Here is a 15,381-nt window from a genome sequence, read left to right as displayed (position 1 = left end):
GCGGGCCGTGCCGATCCCGTCATCTGCCCTGCCGGGGTACAGCAGGCTGTACTTTCGGGCCCCGGCCCTGCCACCGGTGGCGGCTTGGCCCTAGGGTCAGCGGCCATGGAGGCGAGGATCCGGCGGCTGGCCGGCGAGGCACGCAGGTCGACCCTGCGGGCGCTGCGCGACCTGCTCGTCGGTCTGGGCACCGCCACCCTGGCCCTGGGCGCGCTGTCCTGGCTGCTCCTGGTGGCCGCCACGAGCCTGATCGGCATCGGACTGCTGCTGCTGCCCTCGGCCCTGCGCCTGCTGCACGCCGTGGCCGACCTCGAACGCAACCGGCTCTCGCGCCGCGGCGAGGAGGTGCTCAGCCCCGGCCCGCCACCGGCCGGATGGCGGGCGGCGCTGGCCGACCCGGGCACGCGGCGCGAGGTGGCCTGGGCGGCCCGGCACGCCACCCTGGGCCTGCTGCTCGGCGTTCTGGGCATCCAGCTGCCGGTCTGGGCCGTACGGGACAGCACGTTCGCCCTCTGGTGGCAGCTGATCCCCGAGGGCGACCGGACGCCGGGACTCGGCCTGTGGACCGTGCACGACTGGGCGGGCGTCGTCACCGTCACGCTGCTGGGCCTCTGCTGGGCCGTGGTGACGATCGGCCTGACCCCGGCGATGGCCCGCCTGCAGGGCGCGTACGGGCGGCGGCTGCTCGCACCCGGCCCGGAGGTCGACCTCTCGCTGCGCGTCGCCCAGCTCACCGCGACCCGCGCCGCCGCCCTGGACGCGCACGCCATCGAGCTGCGCCGCATCGAACGGTCCCTGCACGACGGCACCCAGAACCGGCTCGTGGCCACCACCGTGCTGCTCGGCGCCGCCCGTCGCATGCTCACCCGCGATCCCGCCGAGGCCGAGGCGCTGCTGGAACGCGCCCAGAGCTCGGCCGAGCTGGCCCTGGCCGAGCTGCGCGCGGTGGCCCGGGGCATCCTGCCGCCGGTGCTGGCCGACCGTGGACTGGCCGGCGCGCTGAACGGGCTCGCCACCGACAGCGCCGTGCCGTGCCGGATGGAGGTCGACGTGCCGGACCGCTGCGCCGCCTCCGTCGAGTCCACCGCCTACTTCGTCGTGGCCGAGGCCCTGACCAACATCGCCAAGCACAGCGGCGCCACGCACGCCACGGTCGAGGTGCGCAGCCGCGGCGGCCGGCTCCGGCTGCGCATCACCGACAACGGCCGGGGCGGCGCCGACGAGACCGGCGGCTCGGGCCTGATCGGCATCCGGCGCCGCATCGAGGCCCTCGACGGCGCCCTGACCATGACCAGCCCGCCCGGCGGGCCGACGACCCTGGAGGTGGAGCTGCCGTGCGGATTGTGATCGCCGAGGACGATGCCCTGTTGCGGGAGGGACTGGCGTTGCTGCTGCGCGCCGAGTCGCTGGACGTGGTCGCCACCGCGGGCACCCCGGACGCCTTCCTGGCGGCCGTCGACGAGCACGCTCCGGACGTGGCCATCGTCGACGTGCGGATGCCGCCGACCCACTCCGACGAGGGGATCGTGGCGGCGGTCGAGGCCCGGCGGCGGCGTCCCGGCCTGGCGGTGCTGGTGCTGTCCGCGTACGTCGAGCAGATGTTCGCCACCGAGCTGCTCGCCGGCGGGGCCCGGGGCCTGGGTTACCTGCTCAAGGAGCGGGTGGGCCGGGTCGAGGAGTTCCTGGAGGCGCTGCACCGGGTGGCCGGCGGCGGCACGGCCGTCGACCCGGAGGTGGTGGCCCAGCTGTTCGCCCGGAACCGCCCGGACTCGCGGCTGGACCGGCTCAGCCCCCGTGAGCGTGACGTGCTGGCGCTGATGGCCGAGGGGCTGGGCAACCTGGCCATCGCCGAGCGGCTCTTCGTCAGCGAGGGGGCCGTGCACAAGCACATCCGCAGCATCTTCAACAAGCTCGACATGGCGCCCGACGACCGCTCGGACCGCCGGGTCGCCGCCGTGCTGCGCTACCTGGACGGCCGCGAGCGCACTTCCTGAACGGGACGGCCGGGCCCGCGGGCCCGGCCGCCGTGTTCACGCGTTCTGCTCGTCGCGCCAGGCCAGCCACTGCTTCAGCGGGCCCAGATCCGGCTTGGGCCCGCCGACTCCGACGGTGAAGAGCGAGACGCCCTTCTCGCGCAGCTCGGGCCCGCCGGCCGCCGGGTCGCCCTTCGGCGCGCCGGCCGACACCTCGATCTCGGCGGCGTCGCGACCCACGTCCGCGCAGTGCCCGCGCAGCACCCCGAGCTTGCGTTCGATGGTCTCGGCGTCACCGAAGCTGTGCCAGATGTCGGCGTGCTTGGCGACCAGCTTGAGCGTCTTCTTCTCGCCACCGCCACCGATCAGCACTGGGATGTCCCGGGTCGGCGGCGGGTTGAGCTTGCCCCAGCGGGACTCGATCCGCGGCAGCGCCTCGGCCAGATCGTCGAGCCGGCCACCGGCCGTCCCGAAGTCGTAGCCGTACTCCTGGTAGTCCTTCTCGAACCAGCCCGAGCCGATGCCGAGGATCAGCCGGCCGTCGCTGATGTGGTCGACCGTGCGGGCCATGTCGGCCAGCAGCTCCGGGTTGCGGTAGCTGTTGCAGGTGACCAGGGCGCCGATCTCGACGCGGGAGGTCGCCTCGGCCCAGGCGGCGAGCATCGTCCAGCACTCGAAGTGCAGACCCTCGGGCTCGCCGTAGAGCGGATAGAAGTGGTCCCAGTTGAACAGCACGTCGACGCCGAGCTCCTCGGCCTCGGCCGCCGTGCGGCGGATGGTGGCGTAATCCATGTGCTGGGGCTGGAGCTGCAGCCCGATCCTTACCGGCCTGGAGGTCATGATCGCAGCCTAATCCCGTACGGAGTGTGATCTACCGCTCGGGGGATTCTCAAGGTCAGCACAGGTTCGTATCGCAAGATGGTGACCATGCGTAGACGGACAATGCTGGCCGGACTGGCCGCCACCGCCGGCGCCGGCGCCCTGACGGCGTGCACGTCGCCGAGCGGCACGGGCGGGTCGGCCACGGCCTCCGCCAGTGCCACCGCCCTGCCCTCGGCGTCGGCGTCGGCCTCCGTCTCGGCGGCTCCGATCCTGGCCTCCACGACCGCGTCGTCGCTGGCGCCGCAGAACGTCACGGCGCCGTACGCCCCGGCGCCGGGAACCGCACCGGCCGGTGCCTTCGCCGTCGGCAAGCGGGTGCTGGAGTTCTCCCGCGGCGCGGACCGGCCGCTGCCGACCACGGTCTGGTATCCCGCCACCGGCGAGGCGCAGCCCAGCCCCGACCCGGTCGACGAAGCGCCGGCCGCCCCGGGCCGCTTCCCGCTGGTGCTGTTCAGCCACGGCCTGACCGCGCAGCCCGGCGACTACGCCCCGATGCTCACCCGCTGGGCCCAGGCCGGCTTCGTCGTGGCCGGCCCGACCTACCCGCGCACCTCGTACGGCGCGGCCGACTTCTACGCGCCGGACATCGTCAACCAGCCGCAGGACGCGTCGGCGGTGCTGGACTCGCTGCTCGCGCTGACCGACCCGCTGGGTGCGATCATCGACCCGGACCGGCTGGGTGCCGCCGGTCACTCCGGCGGGGGAATCACCACGGTCGGGTTGTTCAGCGCGCATCGTGACGAACGTCTCAAAGCAGGCGTCGTCCTGGCCGGCACCGACTTCCAGGGAATGCCCTTCACCGGCCCGTCCGCCGCGATGCTCTTCGTGCACGGCCGCAAGGACAACACCGTGACCTACCGGGCCGGACACGCCGTGTTCGCGGCGGTTCCCTGGTCACGCGCGATGCTGTCGATCACCGACGGCGGGCACGTCACCCGGGCCGGCGATTTCGAGGCGACCACCGTGACCTCCACAGAGTTCCTGCGTTGGGCCCTGCACGGCGACACCGCCGCCAAGGCCCGCATCCCGGGGGCCGCCCGGACCGGTGACGTGGCCACTCTCGAGACCGACCTCTGAGAGGCAGCCTTGGATCTTCATGACTAACCTGGTTCGAGTGACTTCCCCTACGCCTCCCCGCGACCGCAACAAGTTCGCCAGCGCCGGATCACTGCTGATCTGCGGGCTGCTGGCGGGCGTGGTGGTCGCCGCAGCCTCGTTCCCGGCCGTCGCCATGTCAGGGCTGGCGGCCAAGGCCGGGTCGGAGACGTTCGCGCAGTTGCCCAGCCAGCTCGAGCAGCAGACGGCGCCGCAGGTGACGCGAGTCTTCGCCGCCGACAACAAGACCCAGCTCGCGGTCATGTTCGACGAGTTCCGCAGTGACGTCCCGCTCAAGGACATCTCGGTCAACATGCAGAACGCGATCGTCGCCGCCGAGGACCACCAGTTCTACAAGCACAACGGGGTCGACCTCAAGGGCGTCGCCCGCGCCTTCGTCAACAACAAGCAGGGCGGCGACAAGCAGGGCGCCTCGACGCTGACGATGCAGCTCGTCCGGATGACCCTGGCGTACTCGGCGAAGACCCCGCAGGAGGCCGTCGACGCCACCAAGGACACCCCCGAGCGCAAGCTCTCCGAGATGAAGTACGCCCTGCAGCTCGAGAAGGAGCTCACCAAGCAGGAGATCCTCGAGCGCTATCTGAACATCGCCCCGTTCGGCAACGGCGCGTACGGGGTCTACGCCGGCAGCCAGGTGTACTTCCGCAAGAAGCCCAAGGACCTCACGGTCGCTGAGGCGGCCCTGCTGGCCGGCATGGTGAAGGCGCCGACCTCGTTCGACCCGACCACCGCCAGCGGCTACCCGCAGGCGGTGGACCGGCGCAACTACATCATCGACAACATGCTGGACCTGGGCTACCTGAAGCCGGACGACGCGACCAAGGCCAAGGCGGTCAAGCTCGGGCGCACCACCAACCGGCCCGGCAACGGCTGCGTGTCGGTCGCGAAGAACAACTGGGGCTTCTTCTGCGACTACTTCTACCGCTGGTGGCTGAGCCAGGAGGCGTTCGGCAAGACCACGTACGACCGGGAGCGCCAGCTCAAGACCGGCGGCTACCGGATCGTCACCTCGCTCGACGTCAAGGCGCAGAGCGCGGCCCGCAAGGAGATCACCGGGCTGATCAAGGACACCAACCGCAACGCGCTGCTGCTGGCCGGCGTCGAGCCCGGCTCCGGCCGGGTGCGCACCCTGGCGGCGAACCGCAAGTACAAGTTGGACAACGCCGCCGATCCGGAGAACAAGATCTCCTCCGACCCGGCGAAGGCGGCCGAGGGCATCCGCGGCACGTACCCGAACACCACCAACCCGATCATCACCGGTGGCGGCGACATCACCGGCTACCAGGCCGGCTCGGTGTTCAAGATGTTCACCATGGTCGCGGCGCTGGAGAGCGGGCTCGAGCCGGACTTCACGATCAACGCGCAGGAACGGTACAAGTCCGGCTACATCATCGACCCGAGTTCGGACGCGGCCTGCCCGGGCACGCACTTCTACTGCCCCGGCAACTCCTCCAAGAGCGAGGTCGGCCCGTTCAACATGTGGACCGGCTTCGGCCGCTCGGTGAACACGTACTTCGTGCCGCTGCAGGAGAAGGTCGGCGCGGAGAACGTGGTCGACGTGGCCAAGCGGTTCGGGGTCAAGTTCCGGGCGCAGAAGGACGCGGAGATGGCCGACAACGAGGAGGCCGCGAACCAGTGGGGCGCGTTCACCCTCGGCGTCTCGGCCTCGACGCCGCTGGACATCGCGAACGCGTACGCGACGCTCGCCGGTGACGGCATGTACTGCGCGCCCACCCCGATCCAGCAGATCTACACCCAGGACGGCAAGAAGAGCGACATCGGCCAGCCCAAGTGCAACCGGGCGACCAGCAAGGACGTCGCCCGCAAGGCGCTGGACGCGGCCCGCTGCCCGGTCGGGGACCGCGCGCAGCTCGGCAACTGCGGCGGCGCCACCGAGGCGAACGCGCGCCGCGTCGTCGGTCACCCGATCTTCGGCAAGACCGGTACGACCGACGACGACAAGACCGCCGCGCTGGTGGTCGGCACCCAGCAGCTCGTGGTGGCCGGTTACCTGGTCAACCCGGACTGGGCCGGGCACACCGACCGGATGTCGCACGGCATCGTGAACCCGGCGGTCTACCGCACCGTGGCCGACTACATGGACGGCAAGCCGGAGGAAGAGTTCAAGAAGCCCGGCTGAGCTCGCACCGGCCTGCTCAGGCCGGCCGGTATTCGACCTCCGGCCGGCCCGGGCCGCCGTAGCGGGAGCTGCGGACGACCCGGCCGGCGTCGGCCAGGTGCTCCAGGTAGCGGCGTGCGGTGACCCGCGAGGCCCCGATGCTGCCGGCGACCTCGGCGGCGGAGAGCCCGGTGGGGCCGGTCACCGCCCGCAGCGCGGCCAGGACCAGATCGAGGGTACGGGCGTCCAGGCCCTTGGGCAGCGAGTCCTGCGGGGCGCCGCGCAGCGTGGCCAGCACCCGGTCGATCTCGTGCTGGGCGGCGACCTCCCCGGTGTCGCGCAGCTGGCTGCGGTAGCGCGCGTAGCCGTCGAGCTTGTCGCGGAACGCCGCGAAGGTGAACGGCTTGAGCAGGTAGTGCGTCACGCCGAGGGCCACGGCGGCCCGGACCATCGCGATGTCCCGGGCCGAGGTCACGGCCAGCACGTCCGTGCCGCTGCCGGCCGCCCGTAACGCCCTTGCGACCTCCAGGCCGTGCTTGTCCGGCAGGTTGAGGTCCAGCAGCACCAGGTCGACCGGGCCGGCCCGCAGTGCGGCCATCGCGTCGCGGGCGGAGTGCGCGACGGCGACGACCTCAAAACCCTCGATCCGCTCGGTGTACGCCCGGTGCGCGTCGGCGATCAACGGCTCGTCGTCGACCACGAGCACCCGGATGGGGGTCATGACGGCACCGGCAGCCGGACCGTCAGCACCGCGCCGCCGCCGGTCGCCGGGGTGACGTCGTAGCTGCCGCCGTACCGCTCGGTGACCTGGCGGACCAGGGCGAGCCCGACCCCGTGGCCCGGCCCGTCCTTGGTGGTCCAGCCGCGGCGGAACGCCGCCGCGGCCTGGTCGGCGGACATGCCCGGACCGGTGTCGCTGACCCGGACCAGCACCGCGGCGTCCTGCTCGCGGACCAGCACCCGCACCCGGCGCGGCGGCGGCGCGGCCGCGACCGCCTCCAGGGCGTTGTCGACCAGGTTGCCGACGACGGTGAGCAGGTCCCGGCTCGGCAGCGGCTCGCCCTCCAGCCGGGACGAGTCGTCCACGGTCAGCTCCACGCCGCGCTCGCTGGCCTGGGCCGACTTGCCCAGCAGCAGCGCCGCCAGGGCCGGCTCGGTGAGCGCGCCGACCACCTGGTCGGTGAGCTGCTGGGCCAGCGCCAGCTCGTCGGTCGCCAGCCGGATCGCCTCGTCGGTGCGGCCCAGCTCGACCAGAGTCAGGACGGTGTGCAGGCGGTTGGCGGCCTCGTGGGCCTGCGACTGCAACGCCTCGGTAAGCCCGCGCACCGAGTCCAGCTCCCCGGTCAGTGCCCGCAGCTCGGTGTGGTCGCGCAGGGTCAGCACCGTGCCCAGGGTGCGGCCCTCGAACCGGGTCTCGCGCTGGCTGGCCACCAGCACCCGGTCACCGGCCAGCACCGGCTCGTCGACCGTGGTGCGGCGCGACGTCAGCAGGGCCGCGGCCTCGGCGGGCAGCTCCAGCTCGCCGACGCGGCGGTCGGTGCGCGCGTCCTGGTCGATGCCGAGCAGCCGCCGGCCCTCGTCGTTGATCAGGGCCACCCGGCCGTCCCGGTCGACCACCACCAGCCCCTCCCGTACGGCGTGCAGCACCGCGTCGTAGTACTCGTACATCCTGGTCATCTCGGCCGGGCCCAGGCCGTGCGTCTGCCGGCGCAGCCGCCGGCTGAGCAGCCAGGCCCCGGCCGCGGCCAGCAGCAGCGCGGCCACCGTGGCCAGCGCGACCGGGGGCGCCTGGCCCAGCAGCTTACGGTTGATCTCCTTGGTGGTGATACCGACCGAGACCAGGCCCATGACGGTGCCGTCGGCCGCCCGCACCGGCACGACGGTGCGCACCGACTCGCCGAGACTGCCGCGGTACTGCTCCACGACTGTGCCGCCGGCCAGCGCGCCGGCCACCGTGCCGGCGAACTTCTGCCCGATCAGGTCGGGGCTGCGGTGGGTGTACCGGGTGCGGTCGGTGGCCATCACCACGACGAAGTCGGTCCCGGTGGCGATCCGGGTGGCTTCCGCGTACGGCTGCAGCACGGCACTGGGCCGCGGCGAGCGCAACGCGTCAGCCACCATGGGGGAGAGGGCGATGGCCTCCGCCACGGCCTTGACCTCCTCGACCGCGGCGTCGTGGGCGTCGTTGCGGGCCAGCAGCACGGCGCCGGTGGTGCCGCCGGCCACGAGCAGGCTGACGACCAGCACCTGCAACGCGAACAGCTGCCCGGCGATGCTCCAGCGCTGTCTCATGGGGCGTCGTCTCATCGGCGTGTTTCCAGTCGTCGTCGTCGCGTTTCGCCGCGGTGAACAGAATGAACGCAATGGTGCCCGGGGGTGAGACCCAGGACACAGTCTGCGGCATGGAGAGTCAGAGCCCCGCCCCGCCCGCCCCGACCCCGGGGGCGAAGCGGGACCGCACCCACTACTTGTATCTGGCGGTGATCGTCGCCGTCATCCTCGGCATCGCCGTCGGTTTCCTCGTGCCCGACTTCGCGGTCGAACTGCGCCCGATCGGCACCGGCTTCGTCAACCTCATCAAGATGATGATCAGCCCGGTCATCTTCTGCACCATCGTGCTGGGTGTCGGTTCCGTCCGCCAGGCCGCGAAGGTCGGCAAGGTCGGCGGGCTCGCGCTCGGCTACTTCCTGATCATGTCGACCGTCGCCCTGGCCATCGGCCTGGTCGTCGGCAACCTGATCCACCCCGGCTCCGGCCTCAACCTGGACGCCTCGGTCGCCGAGGCCGGCCAGAAGGCGGTCGGTGACTCGGCGAGCGAGGGCACCGCCGACTTCATCCTCGGCATCATCCCGACCTCACTGTTCTCGGCGCTGACCGAGGGCCAGGTGCTGCAGACCCTGCTGGTGGCGCTGCTGGTCGGCTTCGCCCTGCAGTCGATGGGCTCGCGCGGCGAACCGGTGCTGCGTGCGGTCACCGTGTTGCAGCGGCTGGTCTTCAAGGTCCTCGCGATGATCATGTGGCTGGCCCCGATCGGCGCGTTCGGCGCGATGGCGGCGGTGGTCGGCGCGACCGGCGTCGACGCCCTCAAGAGCCTGGCCCAGATCATGCTCGGCTTCTACGCGACCTGCGCGATCTTCGTCTTCCTCATCCTCGGCACGCTGCTGTGGCTGGTGGCCCGGATCAACCTGCTCAAGCTGCTGCGCTACCTGGGCCGCGAGTTCCTGCTCATCGTCTCCACCTCGTCGTCGGAGTCGGCGCTGCCCCGGCTGATCGCCAAGATGGAGCACGTCGGCGTCAGCAAGCCGGTCGTCGGCATCACCGTGCCGACCGGGTACTCGTTCAACCTGGACGGCACGGCCATCTACCTCACCATGGCCTCGCTGTTCGTCGCCCAGGCGGTCGGCGACCCGCTGTCGGTCAGCGAGCAGATCTCGCTGCTGGTCTTCATGATCATCGCCTCCAAGGGTGCGGCCGGCGTCACCGGCGCGGGCCTGGCCACGCTGGCCGGCGGCCTGCAGAGCCACCGCCCGGAACTGCTCGACGGCGTCGGCCTGATCGTCGGCATCGACCGGTTCATGTCCGAGGCGCGGGCCCTGACCAACTTCGCCGGCAACGCGGTCGCCACCGTGCTGATCGGCACCTGGACCAGCGAGTTCGACCGGGACCGGGCCCAGCGCGTGCTGGCCGGGGAGGACCCGTTCGACGAGGCGACGATGCTCGACGAGCACGACGACCCGCCCGCGGCGGTTACCCCGCCGCCAGTTGTTCCCGCCGGCGCACCTGCCTGAACCTCCGGCACCTGATCCGCCACTCCGTCGCGCCCAATCCGACCGCCCCGGGCGCGGCGGGGTGGCGCCGTGCCGACTCTTCGGTCGGCGGCCATCCGGGCGTTGCGGCGCGGCCATGCATCCACCACCGTGGAACTCATACATTGCCCGTGGTCTATCCATTCGGTGAAGGTGGGCACACATGGTCGGTAGGGGCAGAATCGCGGCCGCGCTGTCGGTAGCGCTGGCATCCATCGGGCTCGCGGCACCGGCACCCGCCGGCGCGGCGATCAGCCGGGCCGACCTGGCTCTGCGCTGGGCGCCCATCCACTACCAGGACGTCGACGCCACCGGCAGCCACGCCCTGGGCGGCAAGGCGGACTACCTGACCAAAGTGAACTTCGACGGCGACTGGAACGGCCGCAACAACTGGGACCGCGCAGCCGAGTCCGGCGCGTCGTTCTCGGCGGCGGCGTACTACTCGGTGGCGGAGACCAGCACCCACTGGTACGTCACCTACTTCTTCTTCCACCCCCGGGACTGGGTCGACCACCCGTTCTTCGAGACCGAGCACGAGAACGACGGCGAGGGCGTCCTGCTGGCGATCCAGAAGGACGGCTCCACGTACGGGGTGCTGCGCTCCGCGGTCACCGTGGCGCACACGAGCTTCTACTCGTACACGCCGAGCGGCAGCACCTGGACCACCGGCCGCGAAACGGTCGACGGCACGCTGCAGATGCAGTCGTCACCGCACGACTCGTTCCAGCACCCCGTCACCGCGCAGGAGGTCCAGGGTCACGGCCTCAAGGCGTACCCGCAGTACGCCATCAACGGCGACGGACTCGTCTACTACCCGTCGACCGAGGGCGAAGCGCCGAGCAGCACCAACGACCGCGACGTCCGCTACGAGCTGATCGACATCTTCGCGGCGGGCGGCCTGTGGGCCCAACGGGACAACACCAACCTGTACGCCAACCTGGGCACCTTCGCCGGCGACACCTCAGGGGGCTGCGGCGTGGGCACGTACTCCTGTGGCACCAACTCGGCCAACGCGCCGTGGGGCTGGGACGACGGCGACGACCTGCCGGGTCGCGGGGAGATCGCCACGGACCCGGCGAAGTTGTCCGCCGAGTACTTCACTGTGCCGGGGGAGTTGGCGCGGGCTTACGCGTACAACCCGTACACGGCGGAAAAGGCCGACCTGCGCGAAGCCGCGCGGACCGCACCGACCGTCACGGACTGACGGCGCAGCCGGCGGCCGGGGGGTTTCCCCTGGCCGCCGGTTTGCAGTGCGCCGAAGGTCGACATGGCATAGAAATTGATGCATGGAAGCGACGGAGATCGCGCGCGCGTGGTTCGCCATGTGCCGCACGGGGGACGAAAAACGGCTGACCGACCTGGTCACCGAAGACTTCGTGGCGCACGGACCGGGCGGCAGCGGCGACCTGGCCGCCTTCACGACGTGGCTGCGCTGGTACCCGGCGGCTTTCGCCGACCAGGAACCGGTGCTGGAGGACGTGATCGTCAGCGGGGACAGGCTGGTGGTGCGGTACACGATCCGGTCGACGTACCGGGGTGGCTATCTGGATCTGCCGCCGGACGACCAGCGGGTGCGGGAGACCGGGATCATCATCTTCCGGCTGGCCGGGGGGAAGGTGGCCGAGAGCTGGTTCGAGGGCAACGACCTCGAGGTGGCGCAGCAGATCGGGGGCCGGATCACCCCGGCCTGAGCCGGGGCTTTCGTCCGCCACGCCCGGATGCGGCTCGCCCGGCTCAGCCCCCGCCACGGCCGGCCGCCGTGCCTGGTCACGGCCCGGGCGGGCTCCGCTCAGCCGCCCCAGCGGTCCGCGTGCAGGGCCAGCTGCAATGGCCGCCGTCGGCGCCAGCCGTGCCGTTCCAGATCCGGCACCTCCTCGAGGTGGCTGACCGGACCCAGGCACAACCAGGCGACCGGCCGCACCGAGCCCGGGATGGCCAACAGGCCGCGCAGGAAGTCCTCGCGGTAGAAGGACACCCACCCGACGCCCAGTCCTTCGGCGGTCGCCGCCAGCCACAGGTTCTGGATCGCCAGGCACACCGAATAGAGCCCGGCGTCCGCAATCGCATGTCGCCCCAGCACCGCCGGCCCACCCCGGGCGGCGTCGTAGGTCACCACAACCGACAGCGTCGACTCCAGGATCCCGTCGATCTTGATGCGGGCGAACCGCCGCGCCGCGTCGCCGTCGAGGGTGGCGGCGAAGGTTTCGCGTTCGGTGTGCACGTGCCGGTGGAATGTCTGCCGGAGTTCGCGGTCGCGGACCAGGATGAAGTCCCACGGCTGCGACAGTCCGACGCTGGGCGCCTCGTGCGCCGCCATGAGTATCCGGTCCAGGACGTCGCCGGGGACCGGCGCACCGGTGAACTGGCCCCGGACGTCGCGGCGGCGGCTGATGGTCTCGTACAGGTCGTGGATCATGGGCAGGCTCCCGCTGCGCTCGTGCCCCGGGCAGGCCGGGGTCATCGACGCGAGGCCGGTCTTCGGACTTCCGGATCAGCGCCTCACCGCCCGCCTTCCCAGCCGGTCGGCCAGTGGCTGCGCACAGGGATGCGCGTGGGCGGCAGCTCCCCGGTCACCGCGGCGGGCCCGTGCCGGATTCGCACCGGCTTCCCGATTCTCCCCACCCGCGGGCGGGGCACCTCGCAACAAGTTCGTGCCGGACGACACGCTACCGCCACGGGCACCGGGTGCGCTCAGGAGCCTGTTTCCGTTGAAGCTGAACAAGTGGCGGTCGAACAACCGGTGCAGGTCGGCCCGCAACAGAAGGCCGTTCTCCAGAACATCGGAATGTGGTCCGCTGAACAGCGTGATATGTGCCGCGTCCAGGACATCCGCACAGCACTTGACAGGGATCCGCGGCATAGAGCCAAACGGCATCGCCGCCGCAATCCGCTTCTACTCCCGCATGATCTCGCGGCGGTCGATGACACCACGATAGGGAGGCGACAAGCCGGTAGCGCCGTAAAAGGCCGGCCGGGTCAGTGGCCCAGGATGTCGTCGAGCCAGGGGTTGCGGAACGTGCCTTTGGGGTCGTACTTCGCGACCAGGGCCTGGAAGTCGGAGAAGCGGGGGTAGCGGCTGCGCACCGTCGCCGCGTCCTGGGTGAAGACCTTGCCCCAGTGGGGGCGGGCCTCCAGCGGCGCGAGCTGTTCCTCCAGCGCCGCCACCGCCGGGAGGACCGCTGCCGTGTCGGCGATCCAGGTGAAGTGCAGGCCGAGGCTGTCGCGCTCGTAGTTCATGCTCAGCCACAGGTCGTCCGCCGCCACCGTACGGATCTCGTTCACCTGCAGGACCGGGACGATCTTCTCGCGGACCCGGGCCACCGCGTCGATCGCTTCCAGTGCTCGGTCGAACGGCACCATCCACTCCGACTGCAGCTCCGCGCCGGTGCTGGGGGTGAACTCCATCTTGAAGTGCGGCAGCCGGGCGTGCCACGGGCCCGGTACGCCGAACTGGTCGGTGCTGTTGTCCGCCGCCACCCCGGGCACCGGGTGGCGCTTCCCGTCGGCCGGGCGGGCGCCGAACAGCGGGCCTTCCGGCAGCTCGTCCGTACGCTTGAACCAGGCGTGGTTGATGTCCCCGGTCTGCCAATTGGTGAACAGGCTGACGCTGTATCCGGCCGCGAGGATCTCCGGCAGGTGCTGTTCCAGTGACGCGCGGGGCAGGTCGTCGTAGACGTACTGGCGGATCTCGAACGCCGGCACCACGTCCAGCGTCAGTGCCGTCACGACGCCGAGGGCGCCCAGGCCGACCACCGCGCCGGGGAAGTCTTCGTCGCCGCGGCGCAGCGTCACCAACTCGCCGTCGCCGCGGATCAGCTCGATCGCCGCTACCGAGGTGGCCAGGTTGCCGTTGCGGACGCCCGAGCCATGAGTCGCCGTGGTGACCGCGCCGGCCACTGAGATGTGCGGGAGCGATGCCATGTTGTGCACCGCCAGGCCTTCCGCGTCGAGGCGGTCGACGAGTTCGCCGTACCGGATGCCGCCGTCGACCCGGACCGTCCGGCGGTCCTCGGCGATCTCCACGACCCGGGGCAGGCTGATCAGGCTGACCAGGTCGCCGGTCGTGTCGGCCATCCGGTTGAAGGAGTGGCCGCTGCCCAGCACGCGCAGCGGGCCGCCGGCCCGGACGATCTCCTGCAGCTCCGGCAGCGCCGCCGGCCGGTGCAGCCGGCGGGCGCCGAAGGTGATGTTGCCGGCCCAGTTGGTCACCACGTTGCTCACCGGACCAGCCTAGGCCGTGCGAGTCAGGAGTTCACAGCTACGGGCTCGGTCTGGGTCTCGGTGGCCGGGCGCTGCCAGCGCGTTGCCTTCACCTTGCGGCCGCTGGCCGGGCGCGGGCCGTCCGCGAGGGCCTTGGCCTCGCCGCGGTTGGGCAGGGAGAGCCGGAAGACCTTGTACCAGGCGGAGCCGACCTGCCGGGGCAGCGAGCCGCTGGTGTACGAGAGCCCGTAGCGCTGGAACAGGTCGCGGATCTGCGGCGCGATCTCCTGGTACCGGTTGCTGGGCAGGTCCGGGAACAGGTGGTGCTCGATCTGGTACGACAGGTTGCCGGTCATGATGTGCATCGCCCGGTTGCCGTCGATGTTGGCCGAGCCGAGCATCTGGCGCAGGTACCACTCGCCGCGGGTCTCGCCCTCGATCGAGGTGCGCTCGAAGGTCTCCACGCCCTCCGGGAAGTGACCGCACATGATCACCGAGTGGGTCCACAGGTTGCGCACCAGGTTGGCCGTCGCGTTGGCGGCGATCGTGGTCAGCCAGGAGCCGGTCAGCGCGGACAGGGCCGGGTGCACGCCGTAGTCCTTCAGGATCTGCTTGCCGATCTTGCGGCGGACCTGCTTGAGCCGCTCCTTGAACTGCGGCGACTGGCGGCGCTTCTTGGTCTTGAGGTTCTTGCCCAGCTCCAGGTCGTACGCGGCGATGCCGTACTCGAAGAAGCAGGCGTTGACGAAGTTCCAGAGCGGCTGACCGAGATGGATCGGGTGCCAGCGCTGCTGCTCGTCCACGCGCATGATGCCGTAACCGAGGTCGTTGTCCTTGCCGATCACGTTGGTGTACGTGTGGTGCAGCTCGTTGTGCGAGTGCTTCCACTGCTCCGACGGCGAGGCGTTGTCCCACTCCCAGGTGGTCGAGTGGATCTTCGGGTCGCGCATCCAGTCCCACTGGCCGTGCATGACGTTGTGCCCGATCTCCATGTTCTCGAGGATCTTGGCGACCGACAGGCCGGCCGTGCCCAGCAGCCAGGCCGGCGGGAAGATCGACACGAGCAGGACCGCGCGGCTGGCCAGCTCGAGCCGGCGCTGGGTGGTGATCACCCGGCGGATGTACCGGGCGTCGCGTTCGCCGCGGCTCGCCACGATCTCGTCGCGCAGGGCGTCCAGCTCGCGGCCGATGGCCTCGATGTCCTCGGCGGTCAGGTGCGCGATCGGGTTCTTCGGCTTGCGCTGCAGAGTGGTCACGGCAGTCCTCGGTTTCTTTGTGAAGCTGA

At 71.1% G+C, this 15,381-nt stretch carries 13 protein-coding genes, 1 pseudogene and 1 riboswitch; of the genes and pseudogenes, 7 read left to right on the top strand and 7 right to left on the bottom strand.

All coding sequences use genetic code 11. The features are described 5' to 3' along the window. Positions 1-105 precede the first annotated feature (105 nt). Both ACQP2Y_RS26455 and ACQP2Y_RS26450 read left to right on the top strand, forming a co-directional pair. Positions 106-1,347, top strand: coding sequence for a sensor histidine kinase (locus ACQP2Y_RS26455; RefSeq protein WP_433717727.1), 1,242 nt, complete (start codon positions 106-108; stop codon positions 1,345-1,347). Next, positions 1,335-1,994, top strand: a complete 660-nt coding sequence (locus tag ACQP2Y_RS26450) for a response regulator (RefSeq protein WP_433717726.1) — start codon at positions 1,335-1,337, stop codon at positions 1,992-1,994. Before ACQP2Y_RS26455 ends, ACQP2Y_RS26450 begins: the two co-directional genes overlap by 13 nt. A gap of 36 nt (positions 1,995-2,030) precedes the next feature. Here ACQP2Y_RS26450 and ACQP2Y_RS26445 read toward each other — a convergent pair whose 3' ends face one another. Beyond that, positions 2,031-2,813, bottom strand: a complete 783-nt coding sequence (locus ACQP2Y_RS26445) for an LLM class F420-dependent oxidoreductase (RefSeq protein WP_433717725.1) — start codon at positions 2,811-2,813, stop codon at positions 2,031-2,033. Between the two features lie 87 nt (positions 2,814-2,900). Between ACQP2Y_RS26445 and ACQP2Y_RS26440 the strand changes: the two genes are divergently transcribed. Continuing rightward, a complete protein-coding gene (locus tag ACQP2Y_RS26440) occupies positions 2,901-3,932 on the top strand; it encodes an alpha/beta hydrolase family protein (RefSeq protein WP_433717724.1) in 1,032 nt (343 codons plus the stop codon). Between the two features lie 19 nt (positions 3,933-3,951). Beyond that, positions 3,952-6,111 (top strand): transglycosylase domain-containing protein, encoded by a 2,160-nt coding sequence (locus tag ACQP2Y_RS26435; protein ID WP_433717723.1) that lies wholly within the window; start codon positions 3,952-3,954, stop codon positions 6,109-6,111. 16 nt (positions 6,112-6,127) lie between these two features. Here ACQP2Y_RS26435 and ACQP2Y_RS26430 read toward each other — a convergent pair whose 3' ends face one another. Together ACQP2Y_RS26430 and ACQP2Y_RS26425 are read right to left on the bottom strand one after the other, a co-directional pair. Continuing rightward, positions 6,128-6,811, bottom strand: coding sequence for a response regulator (locus ACQP2Y_RS26430; RefSeq protein WP_433717722.1), 684 nt, complete (start codon positions 6,809-6,811; stop codon positions 6,128-6,130). Continuing rightward, entirely contained in the window at positions 6,808-8,382 is a 1,575-nt protein-coding gene (locus tag ACQP2Y_RS26425; protein ID WP_433717721.1) for a sensor histidine kinase, read from the bottom strand. The genes ACQP2Y_RS26430 and ACQP2Y_RS26425 overlap by 4 nt, the downstream gene beginning before the upstream one ends. A 110-nt stretch (positions 8,383-8,492) precedes the next feature. On the opposite strand from ACQP2Y_RS26425, the gene ACQP2Y_RS26420 reads away from it, so the two are divergent. The 3 genes from ACQP2Y_RS26420 to ACQP2Y_RS26410 all read left to right on the top strand — a co-directional run bounded on the left by ACQP2Y_RS26420 (position 8,493) and on the right by ACQP2Y_RS26410 (position 11,587). Continuing rightward, positions 8,493-9,878 carry a cation:dicarboxylate symporter family transporter gene (locus tag ACQP2Y_RS26420; protein ID WP_433717720.1) on the top strand — a complete coding sequence of 462 codons (1,386 nt, stop codon included), beginning with the start codon at positions 8,493-8,495 and terminating at the stop codon, positions 9,876-9,878. Positions 9,879-10,059: 181 nt separating this feature from the next. Next, positions 10,060-11,100 (top strand): hypothetical protein, encoded by a 1,041-nt coding sequence (locus tag ACQP2Y_RS26415; protein ID WP_433717719.1) that lies wholly within the window; start codon positions 10,060-10,062, stop codon positions 11,098-11,100. Between the two features lie 82 nt (positions 11,101-11,182). Then, positions 11,183-11,587: an ester cyclase gene (locus tag ACQP2Y_RS26410; RefSeq protein ID WP_433717718.1), complete on the top strand. Its 405-nt coding sequence runs from the start codon at positions 11,183-11,185 to the stop codon at positions 11,585-11,587. 98 nt (positions 11,588-11,685) lie between these two features. Here ACQP2Y_RS26410 and bluB read toward each other — a convergent pair whose 3' ends face one another. The 4 genes and pseudogenes from bluB to ACQP2Y_RS26390 form a co-directional block, all read right to left on the bottom strand. Then, on the bottom strand, positions 11,686-12,312 hold the full coding sequence (bluB, locus tag ACQP2Y_RS26405) for a 5,6-dimethylbenzimidazole synthase (protein ID WP_433717717.1): 627 nt from the start codon (positions 12,310-12,312) through the stop codon (positions 11,686-11,688). A gap of 36 nt (positions 12,313-12,348) precedes the next feature. Further along, a riboswitch (cobalamin riboswitch) is annotated at positions 12,349-12,552 on the bottom strand. Between the two features lie 108 nt (positions 12,553-12,660). Further along, positions 12,661-12,756: pseudogene (locus tag ACQP2Y_RS26400) on the bottom strand (hypothetical protein); the annotation flags it as partial. A gap of 116 nt (positions 12,757-12,872) precedes the next feature. Beyond that, a complete protein-coding gene (locus ACQP2Y_RS26395; protein WP_433717716.1) occupies positions 12,873-14,117 on the bottom strand; it encodes a D-arabinono-1,4-lactone oxidase in 1,245 nt (414 codons plus the stop codon). 23 nt (positions 14,118-14,140) lie between these two features. Continuing rightward, a complete protein-coding gene (locus tag ACQP2Y_RS26390) occupies positions 14,141-15,352 on the bottom strand; it encodes a fatty acid desaturase family protein (RefSeq protein WP_360832141.1) in 1,212 nt (403 codons plus the stop codon). Positions 15,353-15,381 lie beyond the last annotated feature (29 nt).

The organism is Actinoplanes sp. CA-051413 (genome assembly GCF_050955795.1).
GTDB lineage: Bacteria > Actinomycetota > Actinomycetes > Mycobacteriales > Micromonosporaceae > Actinoplanes.
This window is presented reverse-complemented; position numbering and strand designations above follow the sequence as displayed.